General features: G+C 65.9%; 12 protein-coding genes. 5 read left to right on the top strand and 7 right to left on the bottom strand.

Going from position 1 to position 15,808, the window contains the following annotated elements:
* Positions 1–133 precede the first annotated feature (133 nt).
* From BMX37_RS03205 to BMX37_RS03220, 4 genes are read left to right on the top strand one after another with little or no spacing between them, the layout of a single operon-like run.
* Positions 134–2,296, top strand: a complete 2,163-nt coding sequence (locus tag BMX37_RS03205) for a TonB-dependent siderophore receptor (protein ID WP_244501356.1) — start codon at positions 134–136, stop codon at positions 2,294–2,296.
* Between the two features lie 23 nt (positions 2,297–2,319).
* Positions 2,320–2,607, top strand: a complete 288-nt coding sequence (locus BMX37_RS03210; RefSeq protein WP_244501357.1) for a hypothetical protein — start codon at positions 2,320–2,322, stop codon at positions 2,605–2,607.
* Positions 2,604–4,187 (top strand): PepSY-associated TM helix domain-containing protein, encoded by a 1,584-nt coding sequence (locus tag BMX37_RS03215; RefSeq protein ID WP_093664263.1) that lies wholly within the window; start codon positions 2,604–2,606, stop codon positions 4,185–4,187. Before BMX37_RS03210 ends, BMX37_RS03215 begins: the two co-directional genes overlap by 4 nt.
* A complete protein-coding gene (locus BMX37_RS03220) occupies positions 4,184–4,468 on the top strand; it encodes a DUF3325 domain-containing protein (protein WP_093663988.1) in 285 nt (94 codons plus the stop codon). The genes BMX37_RS03215 and BMX37_RS03220 overlap by 4 nt, the downstream gene beginning before the upstream one ends.
* 104 nt (positions 4,469–4,572) lie before the next feature.
* Here the strand turns inward: BMX37_RS03220 and BMX37_RS03225 are convergent, their stop codons facing one another.
* The 3 genes from BMX37_RS03225 to BMX37_RS03235 all read right to left on the bottom strand — a co-directional run bounded on the left by BMX37_RS03225 (position 4,573) and on the right by BMX37_RS03235 (position 10,175).
* A complete protein-coding gene (locus BMX37_RS03225; protein ID WP_093663989.1) occupies positions 4,573–6,000 on the bottom strand; it encodes a glucoamylase family protein in 1,428 nt (475 codons plus the stop codon).
* A 69-nt stretch (positions 6,001–6,069) separates the two neighbouring features.
* Positions 6,070–9,135, bottom strand: coding sequence for a TonB-dependent receptor (locus BMX37_RS03230; protein ID WP_342027842.1), 3,066 nt, complete (start codon positions 9,133–9,135; stop codon positions 6,070–6,072).
* Complete coding sequence (locus BMX37_RS03235; protein ID WP_093664265.1) at positions 9,132–10,175, bottom strand: LacI family DNA-binding transcriptional regulator; 1,044 nt, start codon at positions 10,173–10,175, stop codon at positions 9,132–9,134. Before BMX37_RS03235 ends, BMX37_RS03230 begins: the two co-directional genes overlap by 4 nt.
* Positions 10,176–10,355: 180 nt before the next feature.
* Here BMX37_RS03235 and bglX point away from each other — a divergent pair, with 180 nt between their 5' ends.
* Positions 10,356–12,644: a beta-glucosidase BglX gene (bglX, locus tag BMX37_RS03240; RefSeq protein WP_093663990.1), complete on the top strand. Its 2,289-nt coding sequence runs from the start codon at positions 10,356–10,358 to the stop codon at positions 12,642–12,644.
* Here bglX and BMX37_RS03245 read toward each other — a convergent pair.
* From BMX37_RS03245 to BMX37_RS03260, 4 genes are read right to left on the bottom strand one after another with little or no spacing between them, the layout of a single operon-like run.
* Positions 12,631–13,956: an MFS transporter gene (locus tag BMX37_RS03245; protein WP_093663991.1), complete on the bottom strand. Its 1,326-nt coding sequence runs from the start codon at positions 13,954–13,956 to the stop codon at positions 12,631–12,633. The genes bglX and BMX37_RS03245 overlap by 14 nt on opposite strands.
* Positions 13,957–13,980: 24 nt before the next feature.
* A complete protein-coding gene (locus BMX37_RS03250) occupies positions 13,981–14,865 on the bottom strand; it encodes an SGNH/GDSL hydrolase family protein (RefSeq protein WP_093663992.1) in 885 nt (294 codons plus the stop codon).
* A 36-nt stretch (positions 14,866–14,901) separates the two neighbouring features.
* Positions 14,902–15,183 carry a cytochrome C oxidase subunit IV family protein gene (locus BMX37_RS03255; RefSeq protein ID WP_093663993.1) on the bottom strand — a complete coding sequence of 94 codons (282 nt, stop codon included), beginning with the start codon at positions 15,181–15,183 and terminating at the stop codon, positions 14,902–14,904.
* On the bottom strand, positions 15,180–15,800 hold the full coding sequence (locus tag BMX37_RS03260) for a cytochrome c oxidase subunit 3 (protein ID WP_093663994.1): 621 nt from the start codon (positions 15,798–15,800) through the stop codon (positions 15,180–15,182). The genes BMX37_RS03255 and BMX37_RS03260 overlap by 4 nt, the downstream gene beginning before the upstream one ends.
* Between the last annotated feature and the right edge of the window lie 8 nt (positions 15,801–15,808).

A 15,808-nucleotide genomic window follows, 5' to 3' on the forward strand; every position in this document is an offset into this window, starting at 1 on the left:
CTGAGGTCGCCTGTCGCAGGTCGAAGGGCAACTCGCCGGCCAACACTCCTTGTTGCTTTTGATAGTGACTCGCAAGAAAGGTCGTTCTAAGAGGCCCTCGAATACCGGGGAGCTTGAATTGTTCAGGACTTGTTTGACGCTGGGAGCCGCCACGGCGGCCCTGTGCGCGGGTGCGGCGAATGCGCAGATCATTGATACCGGCAGCGATGCTTCCAGCCAGACACGGGGCGGGGAGCCGGACATCGTCGTTGTCGGCAAGAGCTATGGCAACTCGGTCGGCAAGACTCTTACGCCCTTGAAGGATGTGCCCAACACCATCACGGTCGTCGATCGCGAGCGTTTCGAGGCGCAGAATTTGTTCACGCTGGAGGACGCGCTGACCGCGACCAACGGCGTCACGGTGACCGGCATCGGCAGCGAGGATGCCTCGTTCATCTCGCGCGGCTTCACGATCAACAATTATCTGATCGACGGCGTGCCCACATTATCGTTCGGCTTCCCGGGTGTCGTGCCGGACCTGTTCTTCTATGACCGGGTAGAGGTGCTGCGCGGGCCGGCCGGGCTGTTCAGCGGGTCGGGCAATCCGGCGGGCAGCATCAACCTGGTGCGAAAGCGTCCGCTCGACACCGCGAAGATGCAGGCGTCGGCCGGTTACGGCAGCTACGACAATCTTCGGCTCGAACTGGATGCCTCGACGCCGATCGGGCAGCGGGCCGGCTTGCGCGTCGGTCTGATGGCGCAGGATCAGGATCAGTTCTTCGAGGTGGCGCATCGCAACCGGGTGGACGCCTATGCCGTCGCCGATCTGGAGATCGGGGAGCGCACCACGCTGACCGTCGGCGCGAATTACGATCGGTTCAGGCCGGCCATCCAGTCCGGCCTGCCCGGTATCATCGGCGGACTGGACGGCAGCGAGGGGCGGCTGCTGGACGTCGATCGCTCCACCTATCTGGGTGCGGACTGGAACCGCTTCAGCTCCGAAACCTATTCGGCATTCGTGGAACTGGCGCACCGGATCAGCGATCGTTGGACGCTGCGCGCCACCGGGCTGCTGGTCGATGTCGACCGGATCGACCTGTACAGCTATATCGGCAATCAGCCGGTGACACCGACAAACGGCCTGACCACGCAGATCGCGTTTCGGGGGGACAATCACCAGAAGACGCGCTCGTTCGACTTCAACGGTGTGGGCAGTTTCCCGCTGTTCGGTCGCGATCAGACGTTGATCCTGGGCGCGGATTATCAGGCCAGCGACTATGATTCCTACTTCAACCGACTGAACGGCTTCGCCCGCATCGACGTCTACAATCCCGTGTCCCCAGCCGAGCCGGTGCTGGTGAAGGGCGGACAGGGTGCGACCAACACGCAGGTCGAGCAATATGGCCTGTACGGGCAGATGCGGCTCAGTCCGATTGAGGGCCTGACGCTGGTCGGGGGCGGGCGCCTGACCTGGTGGGACACGGACGTGACGACGTTGCTGCCCAAGCCGCTGGCCCCCGTCGGCTACACGATCGAGAACCGGCTGACCCCCTATGGCGGGATCGTGTGGGACGTCACGCCGGCGCTGAACGTCTATGCCAGCTACGCCGACAGCTTCACTCCGCAGGCTGCACCAGCCGGTCGGCGACGTCCGGACGGGGACCAGATCAAGCCGTTGATCGGCGATCAGTTCGAGGTCGGCACGAAGCTGGCGCTGATGAACGACCGGCTGCTTCTGTCGCTGGCGGGGTACCGCATCAACCAGACCAACCGCCTGTTCAATGACCCCAATCTTGCGGACATCGTGCTGCAGATCGGCAAGGTGAGGGCCGAGGGTATCGAGGCGGAGGCGAATGGCGAGATCCTGCCGGGATGGCGGATCAACGGCGGCTACACCTACACCAAGACGCGGTATCTGGAGGATGCGAACGCGCAGTTCGAGGGATTGCCGCTGGTCCCGGTCGTGCCCCGGCACATGGGCAAGCTGTTCACCAACTACACGGTTCAGGGCGGCGCGTTGGCGGGCGCGAGCATCGGCGGCGGCGCCACCGTGTTCAGCTCCACCTACGGCGGAAACCCGGCTGTGTTCAGAGCCGACGGCACGGTGGCGACACGGTCCACCATCGTCCGGCAGGGCAGCTATGCCGTGTTCGACCTGCGCGCGGGATACCGGCTGAACGACGGATTGTCGCTGTCCGTCAACGTCAACAACCTGTTCGACAAGACTTACTACGCGCGCCTGTCGTCGACGGGACGCGGCAACTATTTCGGCAGTCCGCGCACGGTGTTCGCCACGCTTCGGTACAGCCTGTCGTGATCGCGCGGGCGACCGGGCGCGCCGTGAAGTGGCGCAGGCGCGGAGATAATGCGCTGCGGTTCATAGCCGCGGTGCCGGCTGGCTATGCGGTCGCCAGCCTGTGGGCGGCGGCACTGGCCCGCGTGCTGCCCGGTTCGCGCGTCGGCGCTACGGTGGCCGGTGCCCTGATCGCGCTGGCGCTGTGTGCGGCCGCAGCGATGTATGCCTATGGGGCGCGTAGTGGGGCGCGGGCGCTGCTGGTCCTGTGCCTGCTTGGGGTCGTGGCGGCGGCGATCGTGTGGGCGTCGGTTTCGGCGTCGGGTCGCCTGTGAGCCGGCCGTTCCGCCAGTCGCAGGCGACGCTCCACACCTGGTCGGGGCTGCTGCTCGGCTGGGTGTTGTTCATCGTCTTTACGACCGGCACCATCGCCTTTTGGCGAGAGGCGCTGAACCGATGGATGCGGCCGGAGCTGCCCCGGATCGAGCAACCGATGCGCGTGCTGTCGGGCGCGCAGGCGTTCCTCCAGCGTACCGTGCCCGATGGGCAAAGCTGGTACATCACCATGCCCAGCGACAGGATGCCGGTCGCGACGCTGTTCTGGATTCCCAAGACAGATGCCGATGCACCCTCCGGTCGAGGGCGGCGCCGGCGGGGTACGGATACGCAGGCCCTGGTCGGTGCCGACGGGACGGCGGTGGTCGCGCGCGACACGCGGGGCGGCGATTTCTTCTACCGCTTCCATTTCGATCTTCATTACATGCCCGTGCTCTGGGCGCGCTGGATCGTCGGCGTCGCCGCCATGATGATGCTGGTCGCGATCCTGACCGGCATCGTCACACACAAGAAGATCTTCCGCGACTTCTTCACGCTGCGACGCGGAAAGGGGCAGCGTTCCTGGCTGGACGGACACAATGCCACCGCCGTGCTGGCGCTGCCGTTCCACCTGATGATCACCTATACCGGGCTGGTGACGCTGATGGCGATGCTGATGCCTTGGGGTGCGGTCGCCAACTACACTGACGAGGCCAAGATATCGAAGGCGCTGTTCCCGCATGTCGAGGTGCCGGAACGATCGAACCGGCCGGCGCCTCTGGTCGACCTGGTGCCCGTCGTGCGGGATGCGGAGCGTCGGCTGGGCGGCGCTGCCGCCTATGTGGAGGTGCGAGAGCCGGGCGACGCGTCGGCACGCATCACCGTCACACGGTCACCCGCGACACTGCTCAACACACGCGGGGCCTCGGTCGCGTATGACGGCGTCACAGGGCGCCCGATCTGGCAATCGCCACCGCCAGACGGAGCATCGGCAACCGCCGGCGTGATGATCGGTCTGCACGCGGGACGCTATGCCGATCTGGGCCTGCGCTGGATCTATTTCCTGTGCGGAGTCGCGGGCACGGTGATGGTCGCGAGCGGACTCGTGCTGTGGACCGTGAAGAGGCGCGAGCGGTTGCCCGACCCGGCGCGTCCGCATCTGGGCTTCCGGATCGTGGAGCGGTTGAACCTTGGCGTGCTGGGCGGTTTTCCGCTTGCCGTCGCCGGCTTCTTCTGGGCCAATCGCCTCCTGCCGACCGCAGACGCGGGGCGTGCGGAGCGCGAGGTGACCGTCCTGTTCGTCGTTTGGGGCGTTGCCTTTGTGGCCGGACTGATCTTGCGCCCCCGTTGGGGATGGCAGGCGCTGCTCGGTGGGACGGGCGCGGCGCTGATCGCACTGGCGCTGTTCGACTTGGCGACCCTGCGGCCGGGCATGTTCGCGCGGTTCTTGGGGGGGGATAGTTTGTGGGTGGGTACCGACCTGACGCTGGCCGTGTTCGGGATCGCGTTTCTGCTGATCGCCAGACGGGTGGCGCGGCACCGTCCCACGATACGGGTCAGGACGCGCCGTGCGGCGATATCGATGGACGCAATGGCATGATCTGGCTTGTCCTCCCCCTCGCAGCGGTCGGCTTTCTGCTGTTCGGCCTGTCCACCGACGACCACCACCTGCGTCGGTTCGGTCGACGGTGCGCCGCTTCGTCCAGGCGAGCGATGCGGATCGGTGGCTGGGCTGCGATCGGATGCTGCTTCCCGCTCGCCATCGACCTGTTGGGGTGGATATTCGGTCCTATCGCCTGGGCAGGGCTGACGATGCTGGGGGCGGGGGTGGCGTTTGTGATGCTCAACTTCGCGCCCGCCGGCCTTCGGGTCCGGGGATAGTCGCGGTCGATCGGCGGACCGAACGCGACAATGCCTAGTCCGGTCGGCAATCGCCGTGCGTGCTAGACCCTCGTTGAGCAGGACACGCAGCGACAGCGTGCTGGTCAGGCCAGCCAACCGCCGCTGAACCCGGCGCGTTGCAGTCCGCGACGGATATGCGGGTTCCGCTGCATCGTCTGCCAGACCAGGCCGCTGCGATGGTTCTCGATCATCGCCACGATCGGACCCTGGTCGATCCCCAGGTAGTCGCCGTCGACCCAGCCGACGCCGGGCCGGATCGCGCCATGCTTCAATGGAGCGGAGGGTGACGCCAGGGTCGGATTGAAGGAGTCTAAGAAGCCGTATTGGCCGTAGATGCCGCTGCCATAGCGCGCGTGCATGGCGGTGATGGCACGCGTCGACAGGTCGGGCTCGAACGCGATCGACGCCGCCGCGGCGGTGGGAGCGATGGTGCCGTCGTCGCGGTCGCCGGGCCCACGGGCCGAATAGCTGAAGAACTCGCGACGGCGACCGCCCACCTCCAGCGTGAAATCGCCCGGTCCGTCGCATGCGGTCAGGCCCCAGATGTCCGCACCATAGCCGGCCCAACGCCCGAGGTTGGCGATGGCATAGGCGCGCTGCGCCCGCACGGCACGGCGGCTGTTCTCGAAATAGTCGAGGCCCTTCGCTGCCATGTAGCGGTCGCGGATGCCGCGGAAGTCGATGAAGCAGTGGCTGTACTGATGGATGAACAGCGCGGGAAAGTGCAAGTACGGATCGCCCGGCCCCTTCGTGTTCCACTGCGCGTCGAACCGGCTGGTCCATGCATCCCATGTGTCGGCCGGCAACGCGTGGGTCGGCGATCCCAGCGCCAGCACGTACAGCAGCAGCCCTTCGTTATAGATGTTCCAGTCGCTGGCGATGAAGCCGCTTTCCGGGTGCCAGCCCATCGACACGAAGGGCGGTCGCGGCGTGATCCAGGTCCAGTCGATCGCGCGGTAGAGTTGGTCCGCCAAGCTACGGATCTGCACCTCGTCCGGATGATCGGCGTCGAACCAGCTTTGCGCGAACAGGACGCCGCCCATCAGCAATGCGGTGTCGATCGTCGACAGCTCGCATCGTGCGAACCGCCGGCCGCCAGGATTGGTGAGGAAATGGTAGAAAAAGCCGTGGAAGCCGCTGTCTGCGCTGGCGCTATCACCCTGCGGAGCGTTGGCGAAGAAGCGCAGTGTGGCCAGCGTCCGCTCGCGCGCCTGTGCCCGCGTGATCCAGCCATTGACCACGCCGACCGGATAGGCGGTCAACGCGAACCCGACCGCGGCGATCGACGCGAAGGATGGCGTGGGCCAGCGGTCCGGCGCCAGGCCGGTCGCGGGATCGGTGGTGTCCCAGAAAAAGCGGAAACTGCGCTGATGCAGATCGGACACCAGTGCATCCGGCGCCATCGGCGTCGCTGGTGAGCCGTTAAGAGCCTTCGGATAGGTACTGCAACCCGACGCAAGGCCGGCCAGAGCGAGGGCGCCGCCGCCGATAACCTGCCTGCGATCGATCATGTTCTACCCGTACATCATGGAAAAGTGACGGGAGCGCGCCATGCGCGCGCTCCCGTCATGAGGGGGACCTTAGAAGGAGAAGCCCGCCGACAGCTTGATCGTGCGCGGCGGATTGCCGCCGACGCTGTAGCCGACCTGCTGACCGAAGTTCGCATCGCCAGGATTGCTGTTGAAGTCGACGAAGTTCCGATCGTTCATCACGTTCAGGATGTCGAGGCGCAGCCGAATGCGCGTCTGATCGGTGACGAAGTTCAGCGGGATGTACTTGGTGAACGCGAAGTCCAGCTGACGCCGGCCCCAGCGATCGCCGTTACCGCTCGTGACGGTGCCCACCAGGGTACGGGCGAACGGTGAGCTGCTGTCGATGAAGCCCTTCACGAACGTCGGCGATTCGATCTGGAACTTGCTCGACAGGGTGATGCCGATCGGCGTGTCGACGCTGCCCGCGACCACGAAGCGGTGACGCGGCACGCCCGACGAGCGCAGGGTGGGATAATCATCGATCTGCGCATAATCGAGCGAGTAAACCTCACCGAACTGCCGGTTCTCCTCGGCCTCGGTGTAAGTATAGGTCGCATCGATGCTCCACGGCGAGGAAGGCGAGTATGTCTTCGTCAGCTTGAGATACGCGGCGTCCGAGCTCGTCTTCAGCCCGTTGTCACCCAGAATGATGGAGCCGTAGCCAGCGGGTGCAAAGCTGAACGGCGATTGCGGGGTGTCCGTAGGATTGTTGGGATCGTTGAAGAAGAACGAACCGTCCGGCCGGCGATTGCCCAACAGGAACACGAAGCCGTCCTTGCTCTCGATGTGAGTGTATCCCACTTCGGTCTGCAACGCGCCGAAACGGCCGCGAAGGCCAAGGCTGAACTGATCCGAGTACGGAACCTTGAGGTCGTTATTGATAAAGCGGAATTCGCGACCGCCGCCCGTCGCGCCGGCCAACAACTGTTGGCGCCCGGCATCGGTCAGGTAGATCGGGTTCCACGCGACGCAGGTCTGTGGATTAGCCACAGGGTCGCAAGGGTTGAGCGAGTCGTTGCCGATGAAGTTGAAGCGACGAACCGAGTAGGTCCCCTGGCTGAGTTCCTGCTGGATGAAATCGAACTGGTTGCGATCATAAGACCGACCGTAGCCCCCGAACATCGAGAACCGACCGGCTTCATCGAAGCGATAGGTAAAGCCAAGGCGAGGCTGCCATGCGCCCTTGAATGCCTTCCGGTTGCTGCCGGTGGAGATGTAGTCGTTGATGTTATAGTCGGCTCTTGCGAGATTAGGGTAGTTGGCGGCCGACACTGCCGTCACGTTTTCGGCAGGTGTGACGAAATCGAGATAAGCGGGCGTGCGCTCATAATCCCAGCGCACGCCGAGGTTCAGCGTCAGGCGATCGGTTACGTCCCAGTCGTCCTGGGCGTAGATGCCGAATTGAAAGTTCTTCGACGTGATCCGCGGGTCGCGATCACCCACTGCGGCCCCGAACTCGAGCAGATAGGGTTGCGTGGCGTTGAAACCGGCTTGGCTGAACGCGTTGACGTCATAGGTATATTGCGGGTTGCTGAGGTTCTGCTCCAGTGAATTGAGCTTCACCCACTTGGCCTTGCCGCCCACCTTGATGGTGTGGCGCTCGAAACCGGTCCAGGTAAAGTCGTCCTGGACGGTCCAGCCCTTCTGACCCTTGTCCTGGAAGTTGCTACCCGCGCCGAAGCGCAAGAGGTCGGTTCGGGAAGTTGATGTTCCCTGGTCCGTGACCGTGCGCTGCGTGGACTGGAAGAAGGTCGTAATGCCGTTCGTGGCAGGCGTCGGCGCCCATTTCGAGTTCTCATACGACAAGCGCGCGTCGTTGATCCAGTTGTCCTCGGTATGCTGCCAACGCAACAGGCCACGCCTGTCCTTGACCTTGTTCAGGGTCGCGGTGTCGGGTGCGTTGATGCCGGTCGAGATCTGGACGCCAGATTCGTTGCGGTACTTGCCCGACAGTTCGATCAGATCCTTGTCGGTCGGCACGATGTCGATCTTGCCGAAGTAAAGATCCTCGTTGAACCGGCTCGAGAATGTTCCGAAATACTGCTGATATTGAGAGGGCAGAGTGCCGGGTGAAACCCCGTTCTCAGGGCGCACATCGTAAGGATTATCGATACGCTTCCCTTCATAGCTGAAGAAGAAATGCGCCTTGTCCTTTATGATCGGCCCACCCAGCGCGCCGCCGAACTGTTTGTTCGTCGTTGTGACCTTGTCCACCTTCTCCGGGTAAATTTCGGAAGGCCGACGCTCACGCAGCTTCTGGTCCGTGTAGTCGAAGAAGCCTTCGCCATGGAACTGGTTGGTCCCGGACTTGGTGATTGCCGTGATCGCGACGGAGCTGACCTGGTCGAACTCAGCCTTGTAGTTGGACGATAGCACCTGATACTCGCCGATCGCGAGCTGCGGGAACGGATTGCCCGGACTCGAATCCTGGCCGGTGATGCCGTTTTTCAGGACATAGTCCTTCTGGCTGACACCATCGATGAACACGTTGACGGTGCGGCTGTCCTGGCCGCCGCCCTGAATTCGAGACGATCCGTCCGCACCCTCGATGAACCGCACGCCTGGGGCCAGGTCGGCGAAGGCGAGGAAGTTGCGGTTGTTCTGCGGCAGCTGCTCGATCAGGCGCTGGGTGATGTTGATCCCGACCTGCCCACCGGCCAGCGAGCGGATTCGGTTGCCTGTCACGATGATGTCGCCACTTGTGTCCGCCGTCTGCGCACCTTCGGTCGACTCCGTCACGGGCTGTCCGTTCTGTGCGGCCTGGGTCGCCGGTGCCGTGAGGTCCAAATCAAGGCCGGCGTTCTGGCCGACGTTGAGCGTGAACGCGTCGGAACTACGCGTCCCGGTCTTCAGCCGGATTTCCAGCCGGTAGGTGCCGGCGCGAAGCGAGGCGAAGTTGTAGCTGCCGTCCGGACCCGCTGGCGACACGCGCCGGATGCCGGTGGCGACCTCGATGGCCGTCACGTCGACCACCGGATTGTCGGCGGGTGCGGTGATCGTGCCGCGCAGCGACGCCTGGCCGACCTGCGCCTGCGCGGGCGCGGGTGCCAGCACCGCGCCGGTGGCGAGTGCGGTCATGGAGGCCAGGGCGGCCCGTAACATCGTCTTGTTCATGCGTGTTCCCCTGTTTCCCGATTTTTCGGGTTCTGCGTGTTGGAGTGGGTGATGGTGGGTTGAGTGGATTCTCGCGCGATCACGATCGGCGTGACCTGCTCCACGGCGAGGTGGTCGGTGCTGTCGATCACCGCCGTAAGGCGAGTGACGGCAGCCGCGCCGAAATCGGCGATCGCAATGCTGGCGGTGGTCAGCGAGGGCGAGATCAGCCGGGCGAGCGGAATGTCGTCGAAGCCGGTGACGGCCACCCGCTCGGGCACCGACACGCCCGCACGCTTCAACGCCATGATCGCGCCGATCGCCATCATGTCGTTCGCGGCAAGGATGGCATCGCCCTGCCATCCTTCGCCGAGCAGGGTCGCCACGGACCGCGCGCCGGACGCTTCGTTGAAGTCGCCGGGCAGGACACGAAGCGAAAGGCCTGCGCGATCGCACGCGTCCTGCGCGCCGCGCAGCCGTTCCTCGGCATCGATGTTGCCATCGGGCCCCTTGATGTGGACCATCCGGCGGCGTCCGGTTGCAACCAGATGGTCGACCAGCGCCGCCGTACCTGCGGCATTGTCGATCCGCAGTTCGGCACGCCGCGCCTCGTGCGGCGCGCAATTGACCAGTACGGTGGGCAATCCCGGCGGCAGATGCTGGAGCAGCTCATCAGAGGATACCTGCGGCGCCATCACCACCAGCCCGTCGACCCGGCCGCGCATCGTGTTCAGCGCGGTGATACCGCGCTCCGCCTCGCCGTGCATCACCATCAGCATCAGGTGGAGTCCGCGCTCCGACGCCTCGCGATCCATGCCGCGCAGCAATTCGGAGAAGAACTCGCCGTGCAGGTCTGGAAGCACCACGCCGATCGCGCCGGATCGCGCCATACTGAGGTGACGCGCGGCGGCGTTCGGCACGTAACCCAGACGCGTCGCCACAGATTCGATGTGCTCGCGAAGGGACGGTCGGATGTTGCTGTGACCGTTCAGGGCACGCGAAACCGAAGCGACCGAAACCGACGCCTCGCGTGCCACATCGCGGATCGTCGCGTTCGACATGCCCCCCTCGTCCACCCTCTCCGCGGCGCAGGTCGTGCGCGCCGATCCACCTGAACAATGGTGCGCGCCGGCACCTTGTTCTTGATGTAACCGGTTACATGAACCATGAACGGCTTTCAATATGCTTGTCTGGCGAAATCGTGGGCGGCACGATCGCTGGGTCTAAGGGGAAGGTAGCGGATGAAGGATTGGCGGATTTCCAGGCGCGCGGCGCTGGTCGGTGCAGGCGCGGCGGTGGCCTGGGCCAGCAGCCCGGCGCGGGCGCTGCTGGCGGCGGCGGGGCAGGGGGCACTACCCGCCGCCGCCGAATCGCTGATCGGTCGGATGACGGTGGAGGAAAAGGCCGGGCAGCTGACGCTGATGGCGGCGGCCTGGGCAGGCGGGGCGGCCGTGTCGCTCAATCCCGCCGGAGCCTCATCGAACTTCGACGCGCAACTGGGTGAGGTGCGCGCCGGCCGGCTCGGCGGTGTGTTCAACGGCAATGGTGCCGCCATGGCGAAGCGGATGCAGACGGTCGCGATGCGCGAATCGCGGCTGAAGGTGCCGATGCTATTCGCCGCCGACATCATCCACGGGTTCCGCACCGTGTTCCCGGTGCCGTTGGCGGAGGCGGCCAGCTTTGATCCTGATCTTGCCCGCCGTACCGCCCGCGCGGCCGGTGCGGAGGCGGCGGCGTCCGGCATCGACTGGACGTTCGCGCCGATGGTCGACATCGCTCGCGATGCACGCTGGGGTCGCGGCGTGGAGGGATCGGGCGAGGACGTTCTGCTCGGCCGCATGATGGCCGACGCGCGCGTCCGTGGGTTCCAGGGCGATCGCGGTCTCGATGCGCCGGACGCTGTCGCTGCCTGTGCGAAGCATTTTGCCGCTTATGGCGCGGCAGAGGCGGGTCTGGACTACAGCACCGTCGACGTGTCGGAACGGACACTGCGCGAGACCTACTTCCCGCCGTTCCAGTCCGCGTTCGGGGCCGGTGCGCCCACGGTGATGGCGTCGTTCAACGAGATTTCGGGCGTACCTGCGACCGCCAACGACTGGCTGCTGACGGAGGTGCTGCGCCGTCAATGGGGCTTCGACGGGCTGGTCGTGTCCGATTACACGGGCGACGAAGAGCTGATCGGCCACGGCTTCGCAGCCGATGCGCGAGAGGCGACGCGTCTCGCCTTCCTCGCCGGTGTCGACATGAGCATGCAGAGCGGCTTCTACATTCAACACCTGCCGGATCTGGTTGCGGCCGGTGAAGTGCCGATGGAGCGCCTGGACGAGGCGGTGCGTCGCGTGCTGGCGCTGAAACTTCGCCTCGGCCTGTTCGATGATCCATTTCGGCGCATCGATCCACGTCGGGAAAAGACACGGGTGCGCACGCGGGAGACGCTGGCGCTCGCCCGCGAGGCAGGTGCCAAGTCGATCGTGATGCTGAAGAACGACGGCGACCTGTTGCCCTTGCCGCGCACGGGCAAGCGCATCGCGCTGATCGGCCCGTTCGCATCGGGGCAGCATGACCTGATCGGACCGTGGAACGTGTACGGCACCGATGCCGAGGCGGTCGACCTGGCCACCGGCGTGCGTGCCGCCGTGTCGGACGCCGCGATGGTCAGCGTCACGGCGGGATCGGGCATCAACGACGCGCTGGACGACGGGATCGCGGCGGCGGTTGCGGCGGCCAATGCGGCCGACATCGCCGTGCTGGCGATCGGCGAGAGCCAGTCCATGTCGGGCGAGGCGCAGTCCCGGTCCGACATCGTCGTCCCGCCCGCCCAGATGGCGCTGGCGGAGGCGGTGGCCGCGACCGGGAAGCCGGTGGTGATCCTGCTGCGCACGGGGCGTGCGCTGGCGTTGAGCGGGGCCGTGCTGAACGCACCCTCGATCCTCGTCCCCTGGTTCCTGGGGTCGCAGGATGGGCCGGCGATCGCCGACGTCCTGTTCGGAAAGGTCGGCCCGTCCGCGCGACTGCCGGTGTCGTTTCCGCATGCGACCGGGCAGGAACCCTATCACTACGATCACAAGATCACCGGGCGCCCGAACCCGGCTGGGCCGCTGCAACCGTACAAGGCGCACTTCCGCGAGTTCGCGAACGAGGCGCTGTTCCCGTTCGGCCACGGCCTGACCTATGGCACCATCAGCTACACCGATCTCGATATCGGCGACGGACGTTTGTCCGCCGATGGCGTGCTGACTATCCGGGCCAATATCGCCAACACGGGCACCCATGCGGCGGAGGAGGTGGTGCAGTTGTACGTGCACGACGTCGCCGCCAGTATCACCCGCCCGATCCGCGAGTTGAAGGCGTTCCGCAAGATCGCCTTGAAGCCGGGGGAGCGGCAACAGGTCACGTTCACCCTGCGCCGCGCCGATCTGCAATTTATCGGCCGCGACCTGAAGCCGACGGTGGAGCCGGGTCGCTTCCAACTTTGGGTGGCCCCCTCCGCTCAGGCAGAGGGACTGTCGGGCGCGTTTACGCTCGCCTGAGGACAGCCAGCGTGTCGCGGCGAAGCGGGATGGCGATCACCGCCACCAGCATCGCCGTGACCAGCAGGGCGGGACCGGTCAGCATCACCCAGCGGATCGCCGCCAGGCTGCTCGGTCCCTGCGCCGCCCCCGCGACGAAGCCGCCCGCCTGATAGATCGCGCCGATCGCGAACCCGGCACCGGCGAGCGCCACCTTTTGCACCAGCGCGAACGTACCGAAGGCCAGCGCCTCCACCCGGTGCCCGCCATGCGCCTCTCCCCATTCCACCGTGTCCGGCAGCAGCGTCCACGAGGCGAGGGAAAAGCCGGCAAAGGCCGCCTGCATCAGCAGCAGGAACGCGGCAGTCGCGGCGCGGCTGGGCGCCGGGTACACTGCGAAGATCAGCGTGACGACCAGCGCCAGCACCGCTGCCGCCAGCCAAGCCCATCGCGCCCCACGCGTCCGGGCGAGTGCGGTCCACAGCGGCACCGCCACCAGCCCGACCGCCGCCATGCCGGCCAGCGCATTCGGGCCGTCGGAACCGGATCGCAGGACGTAGCGGAAATAATACAGCACCGACTGGCTGGTCAGCGCGGCCGCCGCGCCTGCCGCCGCCGTGGCCAGGTTGACCGCCACGAACGCACGGTTGCGGACGAGCAGCGCCAATGCATCACGGGTGGTCATCGCGGGCGACGATGAGATGCTCGGCTGCGGCTCGGGCACGCGCCGTGTCATGACAAGCAGCAACGGCGTACCGATCGCCGCCAACACCGCTGTGGCGCCGCCATATCCGCCGAGCAGGCGGACGAGATGTGGCGTGCTGACCGCCACCAGTACCGCCGCCAGCGAGCCGAACCCCATGCGCAGCCCTGCGAGCAGCGACCGTTCCCGACTGGTCGTCGTCAGACGCGCCGTCCACGCGGCATAGGGGATGTTGGTGAAGGCGTAGAGCGTCCGAAACACCACCTGCGCGGCGAGCGCCCAAGCCGCCGCGCCCGCCGGCACCGCGAACATCGCCGCGAAGGCCAGCCCCAGCGGTACCGCGCCCCAGCCGATCAGCCGCCGATAGGACATCCGCAGCCGCTCCGCCGATGCGCCGGCCGCGAAATCCGCCACTCCGTCCCACACGGCGCCCAACATGAACACCGTCCCAGCGACCGAGGGCGGCAGGGCCATGACGTCGATATAGAAGAACAGCAGGAAGAACCCGATCGCCTGCCAATACAGGTTGAATGCGAAGTCACCCGCGCCAAACAGCACCAGTGTTGCCGTATCGACGGACGGCGTCGATGTCGCCGCGCCGGCCGGTGTTCCTGTTTGCCCCTCGCTCATACGATCGCCGCCGGTCGCGGCCGATCAGCGCTCGGTGCGCTGTGCGGCGATCTCCGCCGCGGCGATCGAACGAAGGCGCGTCGCCACGCGCGGCTCCAGCCCCAGGTCGGCCGCCGCACGCTCCTTGCCCTCCAGGGTACGTGGATCGACGCCGGTCACGATGCCGAAGGTCACCAGAGCCTCCAGATAATATCCGGCCGCACTCGCGTGATACTGATCCCAGGTCCACAGGTCGATCTGGCCATAGGCGACGCCGTCATAGGGGTTGGGATCGGCCAGCCCCTCCGCGATCGCACGGTTCCAAGCCGTGCCGACCGGGATCGCGGCGTGCAGCCCGTTCCCCTTCTCCACCGCCTGCCGAGTGACCAGTCCCAGATCGTCGGCCATGCGCGTGATCGGCTGGCCGAACCAGCGACCGCCGGGCTTGTACGTCTGGTCCGCCCGCGACCATGTGGCGACCAGGTCGACCTGCGCGTTCGGGTTGCGACGGTGGAACATCGACGCGAGCGCACGGGCCGCCGCCACATGGCGCCGTGGGTCGCCGGGCCGCTGCGCATCGAGCGTGCTGTACCCTTGCAATATGACCACGTCCCACACCCGGTCGATCACCGCCCGCTTCTCGTTCAGGTGATAGGCCAGATCCTTTCCGCCGGACGTTTCCAGCGACACGTTCCAGTCCAGTCCCGCCTCATCAGCAAAGGTCTTGAACAGGGCCGGCACGCCGCCGACCCGTTCATTGTTCAGATCATTGACCAGGTCGGGCCGGTACCGCTCCACCGGAGAGTTCGCACCGAACGTGAAGCTGTTGCCGACGAACAGGATCGTGCGCGCAAATGCGGGTGCCGATGCCAGCAACGCGGCAGCGGCCAGCGCGGCCGCGATCGATCGGTGAATGCTGGAACTGCGCATGACACTCTCTTGAACAGGGCTGGCCGCGGCTGGACGTCAGCGGGTCAGGTAATCGGAAAAGGTGATGATGTAGAGGAAGCACGCCCATACCAGACCGCCCAGCGCCGCCAAGCGGACCAGCCACACCGCCTGACGCAACTGCATGAAGAAGGTTGCGATCAGCAACGCCTTTGCTGCGGCCACGGCCAGCGCCACCTCCGTCTTCAGCGGCCCGCCGGGCAGATAGGCGTAACCGAACGTCACCAGCAGCAACGCGAGCAGCCCCGCGAACACACGCAGCGGCTGGCCGATGACCTGGGCGCGCTGTTCGCGGGTCATCGCCCCACCAGATAGATTAGCGCGTACAGGATGACCCAGATCAGGTCGACCAGGTGCCAGTACAATGCGGACCCCTCGGCCGTCGTCGATCGGCCGGGCAGGTCGGCGGCGGGGATCAACAGCATGCGCGTCACGACCCCCAGCCCGATCAGCATGTGGCACGCGTGAACGCCGGTCGCCGTCCAGTAAAAGGCCCAGAACTGGCTGGCCCCGGTCTGGCTCAGCGTGAACTCTGGGCCCGGCACTAGATGCTTGACGATATCCGACCGGTACTCGAACCCCTTCACCACCAGGAACGCGACGCCGAGCATCAGCGTCGCGGCGAACATCGCGCGGGCCAGCGGCACCAAGGCTTCGCGCACCGCCCGTTCCGCAATCGCCATGGTCAGGCTGGATGTCAGCAGCACGACGGTGTTGATCGTGCCGAACATCGCCTCCGCTTCCCGTGCGGCCGCGACGAAGCCGGCGGGGTGGCTGAACCGCGCCACCGCATAGGTCAGGAAAAGGCCGCCGAAGAACAGCGTCTCCGTGGCCAGGAACAGCCACATGCCGAACTGGACGGCGACCCGCTGCCGCTCGGCCGTCGCCCATGGTTCCTGCAGCGTCACCTCGGTCATTGCGGACC

This window comes from Sphingomonas gellani, assembly GCF_900110035.1.
Lineage (GTDB): Bacteria > Pseudomonadota > Alphaproteobacteria > Sphingomonadales > Sphingomonadaceae > Sphingomonas > Sphingomonas gellani.